The 16,963-nt window shown below is 44.9% G+C and carries 15 protein-coding genes and 1 other annotated feature; of the genes, 10 read left to right on the forward strand and 5 right to left on the reverse strand.

The genetic code is table 11. The annotated features are described in order from the left end of the window. Positions 1-40: 40 nt before the first annotated feature. Positions 41-523, forward strand: a complete 483-nt coding sequence (locus AK966_RS10050) for a putative 4-hydroxy-4-methyl-2-oxoglutarate aldolase (protein WP_099078895.1) — start codon at positions 41-43, stop codon at positions 521-523. Here AK966_RS10050 and AK966_RS10055 read toward each other — a convergent pair. After that, complete coding sequence (locus AK966_RS10055; protein ID WP_172438093.1) at positions 520-990, reverse strand: ribonuclease regulator; 471 nt, start codon at positions 988-990, stop codon at positions 520-522. The two genes, AK966_RS10050 and AK966_RS10055, sit on opposite strands and share 4 nt — an antisense overlap. A gap of 431 nt (positions 991-1,421) precedes the next feature. Further along, positions 1,422-1,542, forward strand: a sequence feature (Thr leader region). A 53-nt stretch (positions 1,543-1,595) separates the two neighbouring features. Between AK966_RS10055 and thrA the strand changes: the two genes are divergently transcribed. The 3 genes from thrA to thrC are packed head-to-tail and all read left to right on the forward strand — an operon-like array spanning position 1,596 to position 6,309. After that, positions 1,596-4,055, forward strand: coding sequence for a bifunctional aspartate kinase/homoserine dehydrogenase I (gene thrA, locus AK966_RS10060; RefSeq protein ID WP_099078897.1), 2,460 nt, complete (start codon positions 1,596-1,598; stop codon positions 4,053-4,055). 20 nt (positions 4,056-4,075) lie between these two features. Then, a complete protein-coding gene (thrB, locus tag AK966_RS10065; protein WP_099078898.1) occupies positions 4,076-5,032 on the forward strand; it encodes a homoserine kinase in 957 nt (318 codons plus the stop codon). After that, positions 5,029-6,309 (forward strand): threonine synthase, encoded by a 1,281-nt coding sequence (thrC, locus tag AK966_RS10070; RefSeq protein WP_099078899.1) that lies wholly within the window; start codon positions 5,029-5,031, stop codon positions 6,307-6,309. Before thrB ends, thrC begins: the two co-directional genes overlap by 4 nt. 113 nt (positions 6,310-6,422) lie before the next feature. Here the strand turns inward: thrC and grcA are convergent, their stop codons facing one another. Beyond that, positions 6,423-6,800, reverse strand: a complete 378-nt coding sequence (gene grcA / locus AK966_RS10075) for an autonomous glycyl radical cofactor GrcA (protein WP_099078900.1) — start codon at positions 6,798-6,800, stop codon at positions 6,423-6,425. Between the two features lie 326 nt (positions 6,801-7,126). Between grcA and nfo the strand changes: the two genes are divergently transcribed. From nfo to AK966_RS10090, 3 genes are all read left to right on the forward strand, one after another. Further along, a complete protein-coding gene (gene nfo / locus AK966_RS10080) occupies positions 7,127-8,014 on the forward strand; it encodes a deoxyribonuclease IV (protein WP_119464072.1) in 888 nt (295 codons plus the stop codon). A gap of 307 nt (positions 8,015-8,321) precedes the next feature. After that, on the forward strand, positions 8,322-9,002 hold the full coding sequence (gene ung, locus AK966_RS10085; protein WP_099078903.1) for a uracil-DNA glycosylase: 681 nt from the start codon (positions 8,322-8,324) through the stop codon (positions 9,000-9,002). A gap of 140 nt (positions 9,003-9,142) precedes the next feature. Further along, positions 9,143-9,694 carry a hemerythrin domain-containing protein gene (locus AK966_RS10090; protein WP_172438094.1) on the forward strand — a complete coding sequence of 184 codons (552 nt, stop codon included), beginning with the start codon at positions 9,143-9,145 and terminating at the stop codon, positions 9,692-9,694. 230 nt (positions 9,695-9,924) lie between these two features. Here AK966_RS10090 and AK966_RS10095 read toward each other — a convergent pair whose 3' ends face one another. Then, positions 9,925-10,110 (reverse strand): DUF3545 family protein, encoded by a 186-nt coding sequence (locus AK966_RS10095; protein WP_119464073.1) that lies wholly within the window; start codon positions 10,108-10,110, stop codon positions 9,925-9,927. 709 nt (positions 10,111-10,819) lie between these two features. On the opposite strand from AK966_RS10095, the gene AK966_RS10100 reads away from it, so the two are divergent. Further along, positions 10,820-12,256, forward strand: a complete 1,437-nt coding sequence (locus AK966_RS10100) for a sodium:alanine symporter family protein (protein WP_099078955.1) — start codon at positions 10,820-10,822, stop codon at positions 12,254-12,256. A 110-nt stretch (positions 12,257-12,366) separates the two neighbouring features. Beyond that, on the forward strand, positions 12,367-13,143 hold the full coding sequence (gene yaaA, locus AK966_RS10105; RefSeq protein WP_099078956.1) for a peroxide stress protein YaaA: 777 nt from the start codon (positions 12,367-12,369) through the stop codon (positions 13,141-13,143). 91 nt (positions 13,144-13,234) lie between these two features. On the opposite strand, the gene srmB is transcribed toward yaaA, so the two are convergent. Together srmB and AK966_RS10115 are read right to left on the reverse strand one after the other, a co-directional pair. Beyond that, positions 13,235-14,458 carry an ATP-dependent RNA helicase SrmB gene (gene srmB, locus AK966_RS10110; protein WP_099078906.1) on the reverse strand — a complete coding sequence of 408 codons (1,224 nt, stop codon included), beginning with the start codon at positions 14,456-14,458 and terminating at the stop codon, positions 13,235-13,237. 106 nt (positions 14,459-14,564) lie between these two features. Beyond that, on the reverse strand, positions 14,565-15,284 hold the full coding sequence (locus AK966_RS10115) for a tRNA1(Val) (adenine(37)-N6)-methyltransferase (protein WP_119464074.1): 720 nt from the start codon (positions 15,282-15,284) through the stop codon (positions 14,565-14,567). A 326-nt stretch (positions 15,285-15,610) separates the two neighbouring features. On the opposite strand from AK966_RS10115, the gene brnQ reads away from it, so the two are divergent. Next, on the forward strand, positions 15,611-16,924 hold the full coding sequence (gene brnQ, locus AK966_RS10120) for a branched-chain amino acid transport system II carrier protein (RefSeq protein WP_099078908.1): 1,314 nt from the start codon (positions 15,611-15,613) through the stop codon (positions 16,922-16,924). Positions 16,925-16,963: the final 39 nt, after the last annotated feature.

Raw genomic sequence — 16,963 nt, forward strand, 5'->3', positions numbered from 1 at the left:
GCTGGAGCGCTGCTCGGGCGATAAAATTCATGGAGGATATATGAGAGACATAACCCCCGATATTTGCGATCAATTTGAAGAGCAAGTGATGTTACTGAATTTGCCACTGCAGAGCTTTGGTGGACGTTCGGCGTTCTTTGGTGAAATTGTCACGATACGTTGTTATCACGATAATTCAAAAGTTCGCGAAGTTTTGGAACAAAATGGGACGGGAAAAGTGCTTATTGTGGATGGGCATGGCTCGTGCCAAAAAGCATTACTTGGCGATCAGCTCGCTATGCTCGGTGTTGAAAATGGCTGGGAAGGCATCATCGTTTATGGCGCAATACGTGATGTGGCACAGCTCTCTCAAATGACGATTGGCGTCCAAGCGCTCGGAACTTGTCCCTTTAAAACCGAGAAACGAGGTATGGGAGAGGTGGATGTAACGCTTACCATGCAGAACCAAATCGTTCAGCCAAAACACTACGTTTATGCGGATTTAAATGGGGTGTTGACTTCTAAAGAGGTGTTTGACGTTTAGAAACGAAAACCTAATCCAACTTCAAAGCCTTGTTGCCAGTCTTGATAATCTAATGTTGCGTGAAGATCTAAACTCTCGGTGATCTTTACTCGGCTCGATACTTCGGCAGCAAGGTTGCGATCTTCTTCGCGCACGCCCTCCACCGTTTCACCTTTGTATGAACGAACGGTACTCTTTACGGTCACGCGATCATTAAAGTGATAGCTGATCCCACTGAGAAAACCACTTTGGTTTTGAGTTGGGGAGTTGTTCACACGAGCGCCAACGTAAAGATCAACAGAATCAAACAGTTCGTATGAGTAACCACCATCAATATTCCACACATCGAAATGGTCGTTTTGGAAGTTTTCACTTGAAATGAAAAGTTTGTGAGGTGATGACACCGTTTTGCCTGGAAGATAAGGTAGGACATTTGCCAAGGAAATGCTAGGCACAATAGATAGCAACAGAAAAATCCATTTTTTCATGTCGACCACTCCTTATGTCTAACTTTGTTATTAGTATTAGCTGAAAGCTTTCACTATTAAAGCATAGAATATGAAAGCTAGCTCATTAATTTGACGATATGTTTGATCCTATAGGGCTTGATCACGATTTACTTGTGTTGAATTGCATTAGAGAGTGATCAATTCTTTGATCTTGTCCTTTGCTGCCAAGCTCAGCCATCTTTGAGTTAAACTCTTTTTCTTTGTAGGAAGCGTACTCACATACGTACAGAAAAATGAATTATCGGCAAAGTGCTTTCTCGTGATTGTTCTTTAATTTCAATAGGGTTACTTAGAATAAACCGCTGAAAGACCGAAGAATAGACAACTTTTTATTGACTCGGCATGGGAAAGTCGGTAAACGTAGAGTTAAGTAAACGCGAAATTATCGTTGAATATTTATGACACCTAGTAACTTAGTAGCAATAACCATGACCATTATTATTACCGACACATCGCATGTTGGGGCAGGCTGCTGAGCGAAAGAAATTCAAAAAAAAGGCCTGTATCCAACAAGATACAGGCCTTTTTTTATGCTTTTTTAAACGAAATTTAGACAGAATTAAGCAGATACATCGGAGGAAGGGATGCGAGTATTGAAGTTTGGCGGTTCATCACTAGCGGATGCAGAGCGCTTTTTAAGAGCTGCGGATATTATTGCGAATAACGCTCAACAAGAAGAAGTAGCCGTTGTGCTATCGGCTCCGGGGAAAACGACGAATAAGCTTGTTGCCGTGATTGAAGGAGCACTACGTAACGGAGAAGCTGAGCTACAAATTAATGAGTTGGAAGAGTCATTTAAAACACTTTTAGCCCAGATCCAAACGGTATTGCCGGGTATTGACGCCGCGGCATACGATAACCAAGTCAAAACCTCACTTTCCCAGCTGCGCCAGTTTGTTCACGGTATTAACCTTTTAGGCATGTGCCCAAATAATGTCAATGCACGCATCATTAGCAAAGGTGAGCGTATTTCTATTCAGTTGATGAAAGCAGTGCTTGAAGCCAAAGGACAGCCAGCAAGCCTGATTGATCCAGTTGAATACCTATATGCGAAGGGCGACCACTTAGAAGCAATGGTCGACGTTGAAGTTTCTACTCAAAACTTCCGCCAAAAACCACTGGTGCAAGGTCATGTAAACATCATGCCTGGTTTTACCGCCGGGAATGAAAAAGGCGAGTTGGTTACCCTAGGTCGTAATGGATCTGATTATTCTGCAGCGGTTCTTGCAGCGTGTCTTCGTGCTGATTGCTGCGAAATTTGGACAGATGTAGACGGTGTTTATAACTGTGACCCACGCTTAGTTGAAGATGCTCGCCTGCTTAAATCTCTTAGCTACCAAGAAGCGATGGAGCTTTCTTACTTCGGTGCATCCGTTCTGCACCCGAAAACCATTGCACCCATCGCACAATTCCATATCCCATGTCTGATCAAAAATAGCTTCAACCCACAAGGTGCGGGCACGCTGATTGGTCAGGACACGGGTGAAGATAACCTAGCTATCAAAGGCATCACGACGCTAAACGACCTGACAATGGTCAACGTATCAGGCCCTGGCATGAAAGGCATGGTGGGCATGGCAAGCCGTGTTTTTGGTGCCATGTCTTCTGCAGGTGTGTCTATTGTACTTATTACTCAATCCTCTTCTGAGTATAGCATCAGCTTCTGTATTGAAGCGGAAGATAAACTAAAAGCGCAGCAGGTACTTGCCGAAGCGTTTGAATTGGAATTGAAAGATGGCTTATTAGAACCTGTAGAGTTCATTGACGACGTGTCTATCGTGACGCTAGTGGGTGATGGTATGCGTACTTCACGTGGCGTCGCTTCTCGCTTCTTTTCTTCTCTTGCTGAAGTGAACGTCAACATCGTAGCGATCGCACAGGGGTCATCTGAACGTGCTATTTCAGCGGTTATCCCAGAAGATAAAATCTCTGAAGCGATCAAAGCGTGCCACGAAAACCTATTTAATTCAAAGCACTTCCTCGATGTCTTCGTTGTTGGTATTGGCGGCGTTGGTGGTGAGCTGGTGGATCAGATTGAACGCCAACAAGCGAAGCTTGCGGAGAAAGGCATTGTGATTCGCGTATGTGGCTTGGCAAACAGCAAAGGTCTTCTACTTGATAGTGAAGGTCTGCCTCTAGAGCATTGGCGTGACCGTATGTCGGCAGCAACTGAAGAGTTCAGCCTAGCGCGTCTGATTTCTTTGGTTCAGCGTAACCACATCATCAACCCAGTATTGGTTGACTGTACTTCAAGTGAAGATATCGCAAACCAATACGCTGATTTCCTAGCTGCTGGCTTCCACGTGGTGACGCCAAACAAGAAAGCAAACACAGCAAGCATGACTTACTATCATCAGCTTCGCGATGTTGCGCGCAGCTCACGTCGTAAGCTGATGTACGAAACAACCGTAGGCGCTGGTCTACCGGTAATCGAAAACCTGCAAAACCTAATCTCAGCTGGTGATGAACTTGAGCGCTTCAGTGGCATCCTTTCTGGCTCTCTATCTTACATCTTCGGTAAGTTAGATGAAGGTATGAGTTTAAGTCAAGCAACCAACATCGCTAAGCAAAACGGCTTTACGGAACCTGATCCTCGCGACGATCTATCAGGTATGGACGTGGCGCGTAAGCTGCTTATCCTTGCTCGTGAAGCGGGTATGTCGCTAGAGCTAGAAGACGTTGTGGTTGATCAAGCTCTGCCACCAGGCTTTGATGATTCAGGCAGTGTTGATGAATTCATGGCGCGCTTACCAGAAGCGGATGCGTACTTTAAAGAGCTATCAGCTAAAGCGGCAGAAGAGGGCAAAGTGTTGCGCTACGTTGGTGAAATCGTTGATGGTAAGTGCACAGTCAGCATTGCAGCCGTGGATGAAAATGACCCAATGTTTAAGATCAAAGACGGTGAAAATGCACTGGCATTCTACAGCCGCTACTATCAACCAATTCCACTCGTGCTGCGTGGTTATGGTGCGGGTACTGAAGTAACGGCAGCTGGCGTATTCTCTGATGTGATGCGTACTTTAGGTTGGAAGTTAGGGGTATAACCACAATGAGTTCAAGTGATATGGGTGTTGTAGTTTATGCTCCAGCATCAATAGGTAATGTAAGCGTTGGTTTCGACGTTCTGGGGGCGGCAGTGTCCCCAGTTGATGGCACATTATTGGGTGACAGTGTCTTGGTTAAATCTGGGCCTGAGCCGTTCAGCCTAAAGACGGCTGGTGATTTTGTTGAGAAGTTACCAACCGAGCCAAAAGAGAACATCGTTTACGATTGTTGGGTAGTGTTTGCCCGTGAGCTAGACAAAAAAGGCATCGAGCTAAAGCCACTTGAAATGACGCTAGAAAAGAACATGCCAATTGGCTCAGGTTTAGGCTCAAGTGCTTGTTCTATCGTTGCTGCGTTAGATGCATTAAACCGATTCCATGGTCAGCCGCTTAACGAGACAGAGTTACTGGCGCTGATGGGAGAAATGGAAGGCAAGATCTCTGGTGGGATTCACTACGATAACGTCGCGCCGTGTTACCTTGGTGGTGTGCAATTGATGCTTGAAGAGTTGGGCGTCATCAGCCAAGAAGTGCCTTGCTTTGACGATTGGTACTGGGTGATGGCGTATCCGGGCATCAAAGTGTCCACAGCGGAAGCGCGTGAGATCCTACCATCTCAATACCGCCGACAAGATATCATTGCTCATGGTCGTCACCTTGCGGGCTTTATTCATGCGTGTCATTCTGGTCAGCCAGAACTTGCTGCAAAAATGATCAAAGACGTGATCGCAGAACCGTATCGTGAGAAACTGCTTCCAGGGTTTGCGAATGCACGTCAATACGCCGCATCTGCGGGTGCACTGGCAACGGGTATTTCTGGCAGTGGTCCGACATTGTTCAGTATTTGCAAAGAGAAAGATGTCGCTGAGCGAGTTGCTCGCTGGTTAGAACAGAACTACGTACAAAACGAAGAGGGATTCGTCCACGTTTGTCGTCTCGATAAGCAGGGTTCGAAAGTAACAGGAAGTGAGCTATGAAGCTTTACAATATAAAAGAAAATGATGAACAAGTTTCCTTTGGCCAAGCCGTTCGCCAAGGGCTAGGCCGTAACCAAGGTCTATTTTTCCCATCGGAATTACCAAAATTTGAAGACGTTGATGCGCTACTGGCAGAAGACTTTGTCTCTCGTAGCACGAAAATCCTATCAGCACTGATTGGTGATGAGCTGACGGAAGAGCAAGTAAACGCATTGGTTGATGCTGCATTCCAATTCCCAGCACCAATCAATCAAGTGAAAGACGGTGTTTACGCATTGGAGCTTTTCCATGGTCCAACGCTCGCATTTAAAGACTTTGGTGGACGCTTTATGGCGCAATCACTTGCAGCCGTTTCGGACGGCGGCAAAATCACCATTCTGACGGCGACTTCTGGCGACACTGGCGCAGCCGTTGCACACGCTTTCTACGGTATGGAAGACATCAACGTTGTGATTCTTTACCCGAAAGGTAAGATCAGCCCACTGCAAGAGAAGCTATTCTGTACGCTTGGTAAGAACATTCATACCGTCGCGATTGATGGCGACTTCGATGCGTGTCAGGCGCTTGTTAAGCAAGCTTTTGATGATGCAGCACTGCGTGAAGAGATCGGTCTGAACTCTGCAAACTCAATCAACATCAGCCGCTTGATGGCGCAAATCTGTTACTACTTTGAAGCCGCGGCGCAAATGAGCAAGCAAGAGCGTGAAAACCTAGTGGTGTCTGTACCAAGCGGTAACTTTGGTAACCTAACCGCAGGTCTACTGGCAAAAGCACTGGGTCTGCCTATTAAACGCTTTATCGCTGCAACTAATGCGAATGACACTGTGCCACGTTACCTAGAAACGGGTAAGTGGGAGCCAAAACCAACGGTTGCAACGACATCAAACGCAATGGATGTAAGCCAACCAAACAACTGGCCTCGTATCGAAGAGCTATGCCGCGTGAAAGAGTGGGGCTTGGAGACGCTAGGTAAAGGTGCGGTTTCAGATGAGCAGAGCGCACAATCTGTGAAAGATCTTTACTCACTCGGCTACCTATGTGAACCGCACGGTGCGATTGCTTACTGCGTTCTCGAAGAGCAACTGCAAGAAGGTGAAACTGGTCTGTTCTTATGTACTGCTCACCCTGCGAAGTTCAAAGAAGTGGTGGATGATATTCTACAGTCAGACATCGATCTTCCAGCTCCGCTAGCAAAACACGCTGCGATGGAACTGCTATCAGAAGATCTTGACGCAGACTTTGATGCATTGAAACAAGTGTTGCACCGCGTACAGTAAGTAACAAAAGAGGAACAACTAAAAAAGGTGGAGTGCGATCTCCACCTTTTTGTTCAAAGAAAAACGGCGCTCTCAGAGCGCCGTTTTTAAAATCTTACTGACGAATGTCTCTATTATAGAGACTCAGTAAACGTACGAGCGATTACGTCACGTTGCTGCTCTGTAGTTAGCGAGTTGAAACGTACTGCGTAACCAGAAACACGGATAGTCAGCTGTGGGTAGTTCTCTGGGTGAGCCACTGCGTCTTCTAGCGTTTCACGCTTAAGAACGTTCACGTTTAGGTGTTGGCCACCTTCGATGCGTGGAGCCGTTTCGATTGCCACTTCACGGCTTTCGTATTCACCTAGATCGCTGATTGCGATAACTTGGTCAGCGTCGTAGCCAGTCGCCGCAGCCACACAACGTGCTTCGTTCTTCTCGCTATCTAGTAGCCAGATTGAGTTTAGTAGTTCGTCGTTAGCTGCTTTAGTAATTTGGATACCTTGGATCATTACTGTCTCCTAGACCACTTCTGTGGTGATTATTGGTGTTAATTTTCGATTTTTTGTTGAGCTAGGTATTATATAGCTAATATCCACTATATTAATATTGATTTAGGTCAAAAAACTACTAAAAACCTTAACTTTTAGGGGGTGATTTTCTTGAGTTAAATCAATAAAACGTTTGAAAACATACTGTTTACAATTTATTTGATAATATAAAAAATATTTAAAAGTTAAATTTGTTGTAAATTTACTACATTTTTGGTTTAAAATTTAACCATAAGTATGTAACGCTCTGTATTTTGGTAACCACACTGAAAGTCAAAAGTGATTAAATGACAAACATGAAAAACAAGTTCGGAAACAAATTTATTGGTGCGCACGTGTCTGCTGCGGGTGGTGTCGATCAAGCCCCTTTGCGTGCGAAAGAAATTGGTGCAAATGCGTTTGCTCTGTTTACGAAGAATCAGCGCCAGTGGGTAGCAAAACCATTGGAAGAAAAAACCATTCGAGCATTTAAAGCCAATTGCAAGATGCTAGGCTTTAGCGCAGAACATATTCTTCCACACGACTCTTACCTGATTAACTTGGGCGCGCCCGAAGAAGAGAAGCTCAGCAAATCACGCGCGGCCTTTATTGATGAAATGGAGCGCTGCAATCAGCTCGGTTTAACGCTGCTAAATTTCCACCCAGGCAGTCACTTAAGAAAAGTCTCTGAGCAGGAGTGTTTGGCGACGATCGCAGAGTCGATCAACCTCGCACATAAAGCCGTGCCAAATGTGATTGCTGTCATTGAGAACACGGCTGGTCAAGGAACCAATCTTGGCTGGAAGTTCGAACAGTTAGCTGAAATCATCGCTCAAGTGAAAGACAAAGAGCGCGTTGGTGTATGTCTCGATACTTGCCACACCTTCACGGCGGGTTATGACCTACGCACCAAAGAGGATTGTGAGCATACTTTCGCTGAGTTCGATCGCATCGTTGGCATGCACTATTTAAGAGCAATGCATCTTAATGATTCAAAAGTGGCGTTTGCGAGCAAGGTCGATCGCCACCATTCACTGGGTAAAGGTGAAATTGGTTGGAGTTGTTTTGAGTACATCGCGAAAGATCCGCGCTTCGATGGTATGCCACTGATTTTAGAGACAATTGAACCTGATCTTTGGCCGCAGGAAATCCATGCATTGCGCCAGTTTTACATGGAGGAAATGGTGAATAGTTAGTGCAACAGTAAAGTTGGCATCCTTCTTTCTTAGTGACAATGGTTGAGCTGTTTACTGCTCTGCTCAATTCGCTTCTATACTATCCAAATGAGGCTGCACCAGTTAGGAGGATGACACTATGTCTCGAGCTGCTTCTTTTACTCTCGCAACACACGGAAAGCGTGTATTACGCTTACCTACACCCAACCGACATATCTCTGGTCAAGGGCACTTTCGGACTCCGCAGAAACACTAATTGATATTACTGCTCTTAAGTTGATAGGAAGTTTTGTTAGAATGTTGGCAAACTTTAGGGCAGGAATACTCCATGAATCAGTCACTCATTTGGCACGATGTAATCGGCGAAGAAAAACAGCAAAGCTACCTTATTGATACGCTAAATTTTGTTGAAGCAGAACGCGCGTCTGGCAAAGCGATTTTTCCTCCAGAAGACGATGTATTTAACGCATTTTGCTTGACTGAGTTCAATGATGTGAAGGTGGTTATTTTAGGGCAGGATCCTTATCACGGTCCAAATCAGGCGCATGGTTTGTGTTTTTCTGTGTTGCCAGGCATTAAAACGCCCCCATCTTTGGTGAATATGTACAAAGAACTAGCCCAAGATATTGATGGGTTTCAAATTCCGCAGCATGGTTTTTTGCAAAGTTGGGCTGAGCAAGGTGTGTTGCTGCTTAATACGGTATTGACCGTAGAACAAGGTAAGGCGCATTCGCACTCAAAAATCGGTTGGGAGACATTTACCGATCGAGTCATTGAAGCGATCAATCAACATCAGCATGGAGTCATATTCTTACTTTGGGGAGCACACGCACAGAAGAAAGGACGTTTTATTGATCGTTCTAAACATCATGTGCTTGCCGCGCCTCATCCATCGCCGTTGTCTGCTCATCGAGGCTTCTTCGGCTGCCAGCATTTCTCACAAGCTAACCAGTTATTGATAGAGCAGGGCAAGGAGCCTATTAATTGGCATTTACCCATGAAGGCATAAGACAATATATTTTTAGCTTAAGAGGCTGCCGAGAGTAGAGCTACCATAGCATTACTGTTGTTGTTTTTTTGAACGGCGTCGACGCTGATATTCTGTTTCTCATATACACTTAATAAAAGTAGGTGCTAAGGAGAGACGCTATGATGCTCGAAAGAATCAGACGTGAACACGGCTATATGGTTCGTTTGTTGGCGATATTGCGCCACAAACTGAAGGAGATACAGCAAGAACATCCCATCAACTACTCGTTGGTGAGTGAGATTGTGGATTACTTGTCTAATCATTCTGAGAAGATCCATCACCCTAAAGAAGACATTCTTTATCATTACTTTCTTGAGCATTATGGGCAGCAAAAAAACATAGAAAACTTGGAATTAGAACACCAAGAACTTGCTGAAAAGACTAAGCAGTTTGCACTTGTCGTTGATATGATTTTACAAGACGCTGTCGTTCCTCAGGAGATGTTTGCTCGACAGTTAGAAGATTTTATTACCAGTCAAAAGCGTCACCTCGACATGGAGGAGAGAAAAATCTTACCATTGATAGAGGCATTGTTTACGACAGAAGACTGGCAATATGTCGAAAGTCAATGGCAGGAAAATGAGGACGATCCAGTCTTTGGCGACACTATCGCGGATCGCTATAAACAGTTAGCTGAACGTGTTCGCCAGAATGACAAGGAGTTCGTTTGACCTGCAGTTTGCGTCAAGTGAACGTTTGCCATTGTTGTGGTTTATTTTGTGCCTTTCTTATTTGGTGAGAAATTATCTAAATTTTAAACTTAGTAAACATGGCAGAAAACTAAAGCATATTCTTACTAGGTGAGAATATGCTTTATTTAGGTGATTTTAGGCTGGTTAACCTTAGTCGTTTCATCTATTTATAAATGAAAAAGGCACCGTCAAGGTGCCTTTTGTCTGAATTAAAGTTTGATATCCTCTAAGGATATATCGTGACAGACATCCAGTTCTTTTAACTCCTTGAGCAGGTTACGTCTGTCGTTCATTTCCTCAATCTCACGCCATTTTCGCTTGATTCGTTTATTTCGAGGGCGAGTTGCAGAGCTAGTATCTAGGTCAAATGCATCATCGAGTTGAAAGCCTTCCATAAGCCACCTTACCTTTTATATCCAAACTAGTCAGTGTGGAGCTTTTTTATTATCATAATCACTGTAAGGGTAACCATGATATATTTCGCATTTGTGTCTCTAAGGTGACACTTTCATGTAAAAATACACACAGAATCACACTTTTTATGTATATGAAATGGAGAGAAAATAAGCGAACGAGCGCAAGAAAACGATTAAATAGTACGATCGCGTTTGTTAATTTGAGTCCTATAATGTGTACCTTACCCAAGGGAGACTGTTGCATAAAGCCGACTCAATGATGTGCCGTTTAATACCCACTTCCCCGACAGGTTAGAATTTGGCGCATCACTTGTGGTTGCTAGCTTTCCCTCATACCTATGTAATTCTACTTTCCTCATTCAGTACTGGGCGACACGTTGCTGTTTTGTTGGTTTTGTATTTCCATTTGAGTGCGCTTCGGTTGTTGTTGTGTTTTTTCTTTGTACTCTTATGGTGAAAAGTAACATTGATGCCTCACCTGTTGCATATTGATTTTTGCTTGTTGAGGCTGCATTATCCGCCCGTCAAAAAATACGCGGGTACGTAAAATGGATGCATGAAGCGACGTTTACGATTCTAGATTGCGCAATAAACATTATTCAAAAAGCTAAGCACACTTTGACACTTAGCAGGCAATCTGGTGGATGGCTTGGACGCACAGACCGGCGCAACTCACTTTGAGGTACACATGACAGACTTAATCAATTTGATGAACGATCTCCTTTGGGGGTCGATTCTTGTTTATCTTCTTGTTGGTGTAGGGATCTACTTCACCGTTCGATTGGGATTCATTCAATTCCGCCATTTTGGCCACATGTTCTCGGTTCTTAAAAACAGCCGTAGAGCAGACAAAGCAGGTATCTCTTCTTTCCAAGCACTTTGTACCAGTCTTGCTGCACGTGTCGGCACTGGCAACATGGCTGGTGTTGCTGTCGCTCTAACTGCAGGTGGCCCTGGGGCAATCTTCTGGATGTGGTTGATTGCCATGCTAGGTATGGCCACGTCGTTTGCGGAAAGTACGCTAGCACAGCTATACAAAACCAAAGACGATGACGGAAATTACCGTGGTGGTCCAGCATACTATATGGAAAAAGGCTTGGGCATGCGCTGGATGGGCGTGTTGTTCTCAATTTTCCTTATCATCGCTTTTGGTTTGGTATTTAATGCCGTTCAAGCAAACTCAATCGCTAATGCAATGAGCACCGCATTTGGCTGGGATGACCTATATGTGGGTATCGCGGTAGTGCTACTTTCTGCGGTGGTTATTTTTGGTGGTATTAAACGTATCGCAAGAGTCGCTGAGCTGGTGGTTCCTATTATGGCACTGGCTTACTTAGTACTTGCGTTGTTCGTGATGTTCTCTAATCTAGACAAGCTACCAGACGTGCTAATGCTTATCTTCAAGAGTGCGTTCGGTCTGCAAGAAGCAGCAGCTGGTGGTCTGGGCTACGCAATTGCACAGGCGATGATCAACGGAATCAAACGCGGTCTATTCTCGAACGAAGCGGGTATGGGTTCTGCGCCAAACGCAGCAGCATCAGCAACGCCTTACCCGCCACACCCTGCGTCTCAAGGTTATGTACAGATGCTAGGCGTGTTCATGGATACGATTGTTATCTGTTCTGCGACGGTAGCGATCATCCTGATGTCAGGTGAGTACGTTGGCCAAGCAACGGAAGTAACAGGTATCGAGCTAACTCAGCGCGCATTGAGCTCACAAGTGGGTGATTGGGGAAGCATCTTTGTTGCGGTAGCGATCTTCTTCTTCGCGTTTACGTCAATCATTGCAAACTACTCATACGCTGAAACGAACCTAATCTTCCTCGAGCACAACCACAAAGCAGGTCTAGGCATTTTCCGTATCGTTGTACTAGGCATGGTGATGTTCGGTGCACTAGCTTCTCTACCAGTGGTTTGGTCACTCGCTGACGTCTCTATGGGTTTGATGGCGATAGTGAACTTGGTGGCAATTATACTGCTGTCAGGCATCGTGATTAAGTTGGCGAAAGATTACAACCGTCAATTAGATGAAGGTAAAGTACCAACGTTTGATGTCAACGATTTTCCTGAGCTTAAATCTCAGCTAGAAGATGGCATTTGGGACAACACAAAGAAAGAAGACTAAGTGACGTCCAATCATCGTTGAAAGCTATCAACACGATTCAAAAAGCCATGCAGACAATGCATGGCTTTCTTTGTACCCTAATGGAAAATAAAATTAGGGAAGTTAAAGTCATGCTTATCGTCGTTTCTCCTGCTAAAACGCTTGATTACGAATCACCACTCGCGACCGAGAAGTTTACTCAACCAGACTTGGTTAGCTATTCAAAAGAGCTGATCGAGGTATGCCGTAAGTTAACACCTGCCGACGTGGCATCACTGATGAAAGTAAGCGATAAGATCGCTGATTTGAATGTGGGCCGTTTCCAAGAGTGGAGTGAGACCTTCACTACAGATAATGCGCGCCAAGCGATTCTTGCGTTTAAAGGTGATGTGTACACTGGTCTTGAAGCAGAAACCCTTTCTGATGCCGATTTCGATTACGCTCAAGATCACTTACGCATGCTGTCTGGCTTATACGGTCTGCTTAAGCCGCTTGATTTGATGCAACCATACCGTCTTGAGATGGGCACTAAGCTTGCGAACGATAAAGGCAGCAACCTTTATCAGTTCTGGGGGAACGTGATTACCGATAAGCTGAATGAAGCCATTGCAGCACAAGGCGATAATGTTCTGATCAACCTCGCATCGAATGAATACTTTAAAGCGGTCAAGCCGAAGAATTTGGATGCGCAAGTGATCACGCCAATCTTTAAAGATTGTAAGAATGGTCAATACAAGGTGATCAGCTTTTATGCGAAGAAAGCACGCGGCATGATGGCGCGTTACATCATTGAAAACCGAATAAAAAGTGTCGCGGACTTAACTCAGTTCAATACGGCGGGTTATTATTTCGTAGAAGAAGAGTCGACACCAACAGATTTGGTGTTTAAGCGCGAAGAGCAAAACTGATCACGCGATGGATTCTTATCGGCGATAGAGATAAAAAAGGGTTGGCAGTGCCAACCCTTTTGCTTTTGTTATTAGAAATTAATTCGCACGATTATTTCTTCTTCGCGACTTTCTTTTTCACTGTTTTTTTCTTGTCGTCTTTTTTCTTTTTCTTCTTAAACACAGGTTTCTTGTGCTTAGGGCGCATCTCTTTAACGAAGCGCTCTTTGATGTCTTCTTTCACGTAACGCGCCACGCGATCCAGCATTGGTTGGTCGTGCGCTTCTACGATAGAGATTGCGTTACCCTTTTTACCTGCGCGCGCTGTACGGCCAATGCGGTGAAGGTATACGTCAGCAGTGCGAGGCATGTCGTAGTTGATTACGTGTGATACGTCTGGCAAATCGATACCACGAGCAGCCACATCGGTTGCCAGTAATACGTTTACGGTGCCGTCACGGAAGCGAGAAATTGCGTTGTTACGACGATCTTGTGGCATTTCACCTTGAATCCAAGAGCATGGGATTTGTGCACTTTCTAGCTGTGCACGAAGCTCACCCAGACGCTCACGAGTCTTCAGGAATACGATGGTACGCTCTGCCTGCTCTGTGATGATGTGTTTTAGCAGGGCAAGTTTATGCTCTGCGTCATCAGCACGGTGGTACCACTGTGCGATCTTCTTACGTTCACGCAGTGGTGATTTCGCGTCGATCTCTGCGGGTTCATTCAGTAGATCGGCGGTAAAGCCTTCGACACCTTTACCTTCTAGTGTGGCAGAGAAAAGAAGGGTTTGCTTACGCCAGCGACATTCGTTAGATAGGCGGTCGACGGTAGGCGCAAAGCCCATATCTAGCATGCGGTCTGCTTCGTCCAGAATTAACCATTCAATGGCACGACAATCAAAACGTTCAGCATCAATGTATTCACGCAGGCGTCCAGGTGTTGCCACCACGATGTCTTGCGTGGTCGCTAGGATGTTTGCGTGCTCTTGATATTGAACACCACCCGTGATGGTGAAGATGTTTAGCTTGGTATTTTTTGCCAGTGCGCGAGCTTGATCCGCTACCTGCATCGCAAGTTCACGAGTTGGTGTTAGGATCAGAATACGCGCAGGTCCAGGTTTACGACGTGGGAAATCTTGCAGATATTGCAGTGCTGGCAGTACGAATGCCGCCGTTTTACCAGTACCAGTTGGTGCGGACGCTAGAATGTCACGACCATCTAACGCTTGTGGAATCGCTTCTGCCTGAATTTTAGTTGGGCGCTCGTAGCCCATCTCTTCAATGGCTTCAAGTAAGTTTGAGTCTAGATCAAGTTCAGCAAAGGTTCTGATCACAATGAGTTCTCCACAAGCAAAGCTTGGTTAATGGTTCGCGAAAGCAGCATAGATTTTAAAAGGTCGCATATTATAAAGTGATTAGTGATAAGGATCACATGTTATTTCACATCTTAAGATAAAACTCGTGAGTTAGCTGGATAAAATCCTCGCTGTACCCCGCATCTGTGTGGATAAGCAACTGTGATTCTTGAGTATCACAAGGTTGCTTTGCTAATTCAAATAGTACGCGGTGCACAGGCTTTTTCTGTGATGGTTGCACGCGACAGATGCGTGATAGGTACCATCCTTGTTGTTTTGCCAAGGTCATAAACTGTTCGCCTTCCGTAATCGGCAGCACAAAACTGGCCGTTCCATTTTGCGAAAGTAATTCATAACAGCGTTTGAGTAATGCATCGTGCTGCAAGGTATCTGTGTGTCTTGCGGTAGCACGTTGGCTCTGCTTCGATTGCTCTCCACTGTTAAAGTAAGGGGGGTTACAGATAATGTGTTGAAATGCGTGTGGAGCTTCAAAGCTCAATACATCGGCGTGCAACAAAGACAGCCTATCTCGCCAAGGAGAGTGGGCAAAATTGTCACGTGCGGCGTCAATCGCCGTTTTTTCAATATCTACGGCGGTAATTTTTGCTTTGGTAAAGCGCTGAGCACACATCAGCGCGAGTAACCCCGTTCCGGTTCCAATGTCGAGAATATTTACTTCACGATGGCTTTGAAACCATGCGCCTAGTAGAACACCATCGGTGCTAACGGGCATGCCACTTTCACTTCCGTCGATAGTAAATTGCTTAAATTTGAAGCCCTTAGTTTTGAATGATGGATTATTCATGATGTTTCGCACTTGCTCAATATTTAAGTTAATTTTGCTGTTGTTTCGTAATTGTACAGGGTCTTGTTTTGTTGGTTATCAAATTGTTTTGTAATTTACTTGGTGTAAAAGACTGCCCTATCACCAAATGCTAGATGTATTAACTGCTTTTAGCTTCCGTAGGTAAATTAATATGGTGTTTTTTTCTTTAAGGTTGCCAAATGATGAGTCTTTCGTCATTATTCGGCGAAATATAATAGATTAAACCACGAGTATCTATTTACTTTAGATAATCAAAAGTGGTCTATGCATACACAACATTCATTAATTAGAAGTAAGGGTTATCTGTGAAGCAGACGTTAAAACTAACAGATATTATCGCAGTAGGCTTTATGCTATTTGCGTTCTTTTTGGGTGCCGGCAACATCATTTTTCCACCACTAGCAGGTCAGTTAGCAGGTGAGAACCTGCTGCCTGCAATGTTTGGTTTCTTGCTAACAGCGGTAGGTCTACCTCTTATTACCATCGTTGCTATTGCTGTGGCTGGTGGCTCTTGGGATCACTTGACTCAAGATCTTCCTAAAAAAGCAGCGGTGCTGATGGCTGCGTTGATCTTCATTATCATCGGTCCTGCATTTGCTGCGCCTCGTACTGGTCTTGTCGCTTACGAAATGGCAGTAAAACCATTCTTTTTAGGTGCATCTCAAGCGCATCTGACGGCATTCTCAATCTTGTTCTTCGCGGTAGCAATGGCTTTCGCTTGGTCTCAAGGTCGTTTGATTGATTTGATTGGTAAAGTGCTAACGCCAGTTTTGTTCCTTGGCTTGATCATTCTTGCTATTGCGGTATTTGTTGATCCTCAAGGGGAAATGATGGCCGCACGGGGCGAATACCTAACTCAACCACTGACTAAAGGCTTCCTTGAGGGCTACAACACCATGGATACTTTTGCATCGTTGATGTTTGGTATGTTAATGGTGGACTCACTGCGTAGCAAAGGTATCACTGAACGTGCAGCAACAACTAAATACTTGATCTACGCGGGCTGTATTGCTGCCGCAGGTCTTGCATTTGTTTATATTTCTCTATTTTACTTAGGCGCGACCAGTGCAACAATTGCAGCTGGCGCGGACAATGGTGGTCTAGTCCTAAGCCAGTACGTGCAAGCACTATTCGGCCCATACGGTCAGATTGTATTGTCAATCATTGTACTACTTGCGTGCTTAACAACGGCTATCGGTTTGATCTCTGCGTGTTCTGACTTCTTTAGTTCTAAGACATCCCTGTCGTACAAGCATTGGGTTATCATTAACGGTGCCGCATGTGCCCTAGTTGCGAATGTTGGCTTAGCTCAATTAATCTCGCTATCCGTACCTGCATTATTTGCATTGTACCCAGTCGCAGTGGCGTTGGTTACTCTAACGTTTGTTCGTAGCAAGCTACCAAATCCACGCGTTGCTTACCGCTCAGTACTGCTTGTGTCGCTGTTATTTGCGTTGATTGATGCAGCAAAGGTTGCTGGTCTGGACGTATCGGCATTCAGCATGTTGCCACTATTTGAAGTGGGTATGGGCTGGTTGCTACCAACTACGGCCGCGATTGTTTGCTCTTTCTTCTTCGCGAAGTCAACTCGTCAAGAGCTAGCGGAAGAAGCGGCGTAATTGTCGACTAATAAAATGTAAAAAATAAAATGTAAAAAA

It is taken from the genome of Vibrio sp. PID23_8, assembly GCF_003584965.1.
Classification (GTDB): Bacteria; Pseudomonadota; Gammaproteobacteria; order Enterobacterales; family Vibrionaceae; genus Vibrio.

What these genes read in the sequence shown, in the direction of transcription:
- AK966_RS10100 (WP_099078955.1), top strand. Translation starts at nt 10,820, where the DNA reads ATGACAGACTTAATCAATTTGATGAACGATCTCCTTTGGGGGTCGATT.
- ung (WP_099078903.1), top strand. Translation starts at nt 8,322, where the DNA reads ATGAATCAGTCACTCATTTGGCACGATGTAATCGGCGAAGAAAAACAG.
- nfo (WP_119464072.1), top strand. Translation starts at nt 7,127, where the DNA reads ATGACAAACATGAAAAACAAGTTCGGAAACAAATTTATTGGTGCGCAC.
- AK966_RS10115 (WP_119464074.1), bottom strand. Translation starts at nt 15,284, where the DNA reads ATGAATAATCCATCATTCAAAACTAAGGGCTTCAAATTTAAGCAATTT.
- yaaA (WP_099078956.1), top strand. Translation starts at nt 12,367, where the DNA reads ATGCTTATCGTCGTTTCTCCTGCTAAAACGCTTGATTACGAATCACCA.
- AK966_RS10055 (WP_172438093.1), bottom strand. Translation starts at nt 990, where the DNA reads ATGAAAAAATGGATTTTTCTGTTGCTATCTATTGTGCCTAGCATTTCC.
- AK966_RS10095 (WP_119464073.1), bottom strand. Translation starts at nt 10,110, where the DNA reads ATGGAAGGCTTTCAACTCGATGATGCATTTGACCTAGATACTAGCTCT.
- thrA (WP_099078897.1), top strand. Translation starts at nt 1,596, where the DNA reads ATGCGAGTATTGAAGTTTGGCGGTTCATCACTAGCGGATGCAGAGCGC.
- AK966_RS10050 (WP_099078895.1), top strand. Translation starts at nt 41, where the DNA reads ATGAGAGACATAACCCCCGATATTTGCGATCAATTTGAAGAGCAAGTG.
- grcA (WP_099078900.1), bottom strand. Translation starts at nt 6,800, where the DNA reads ATGATCCAAGGTATCCAAATTACTAAAGCAGCTAACGACGAACTACTA.
- AK966_RS10090 (WP_172438094.1), top strand. Translation starts at nt 9,143, where the DNA reads ATGATGCTCGAAAGAATCAGACGTGAACACGGCTATATGGTTCGTTTG.
- thrB (WP_099078898.1), top strand. Translation starts at nt 4,076, where the DNA reads ATGGGTGTTGTAGTTTATGCTCCAGCATCAATAGGTAATGTAAGCGTT.
- thrC (WP_099078899.1), top strand. Translation starts at nt 5,029, where the DNA reads ATGAAGCTTTACAATATAAAAGAAAATGATGAACAAGTTTCCTTTGGC.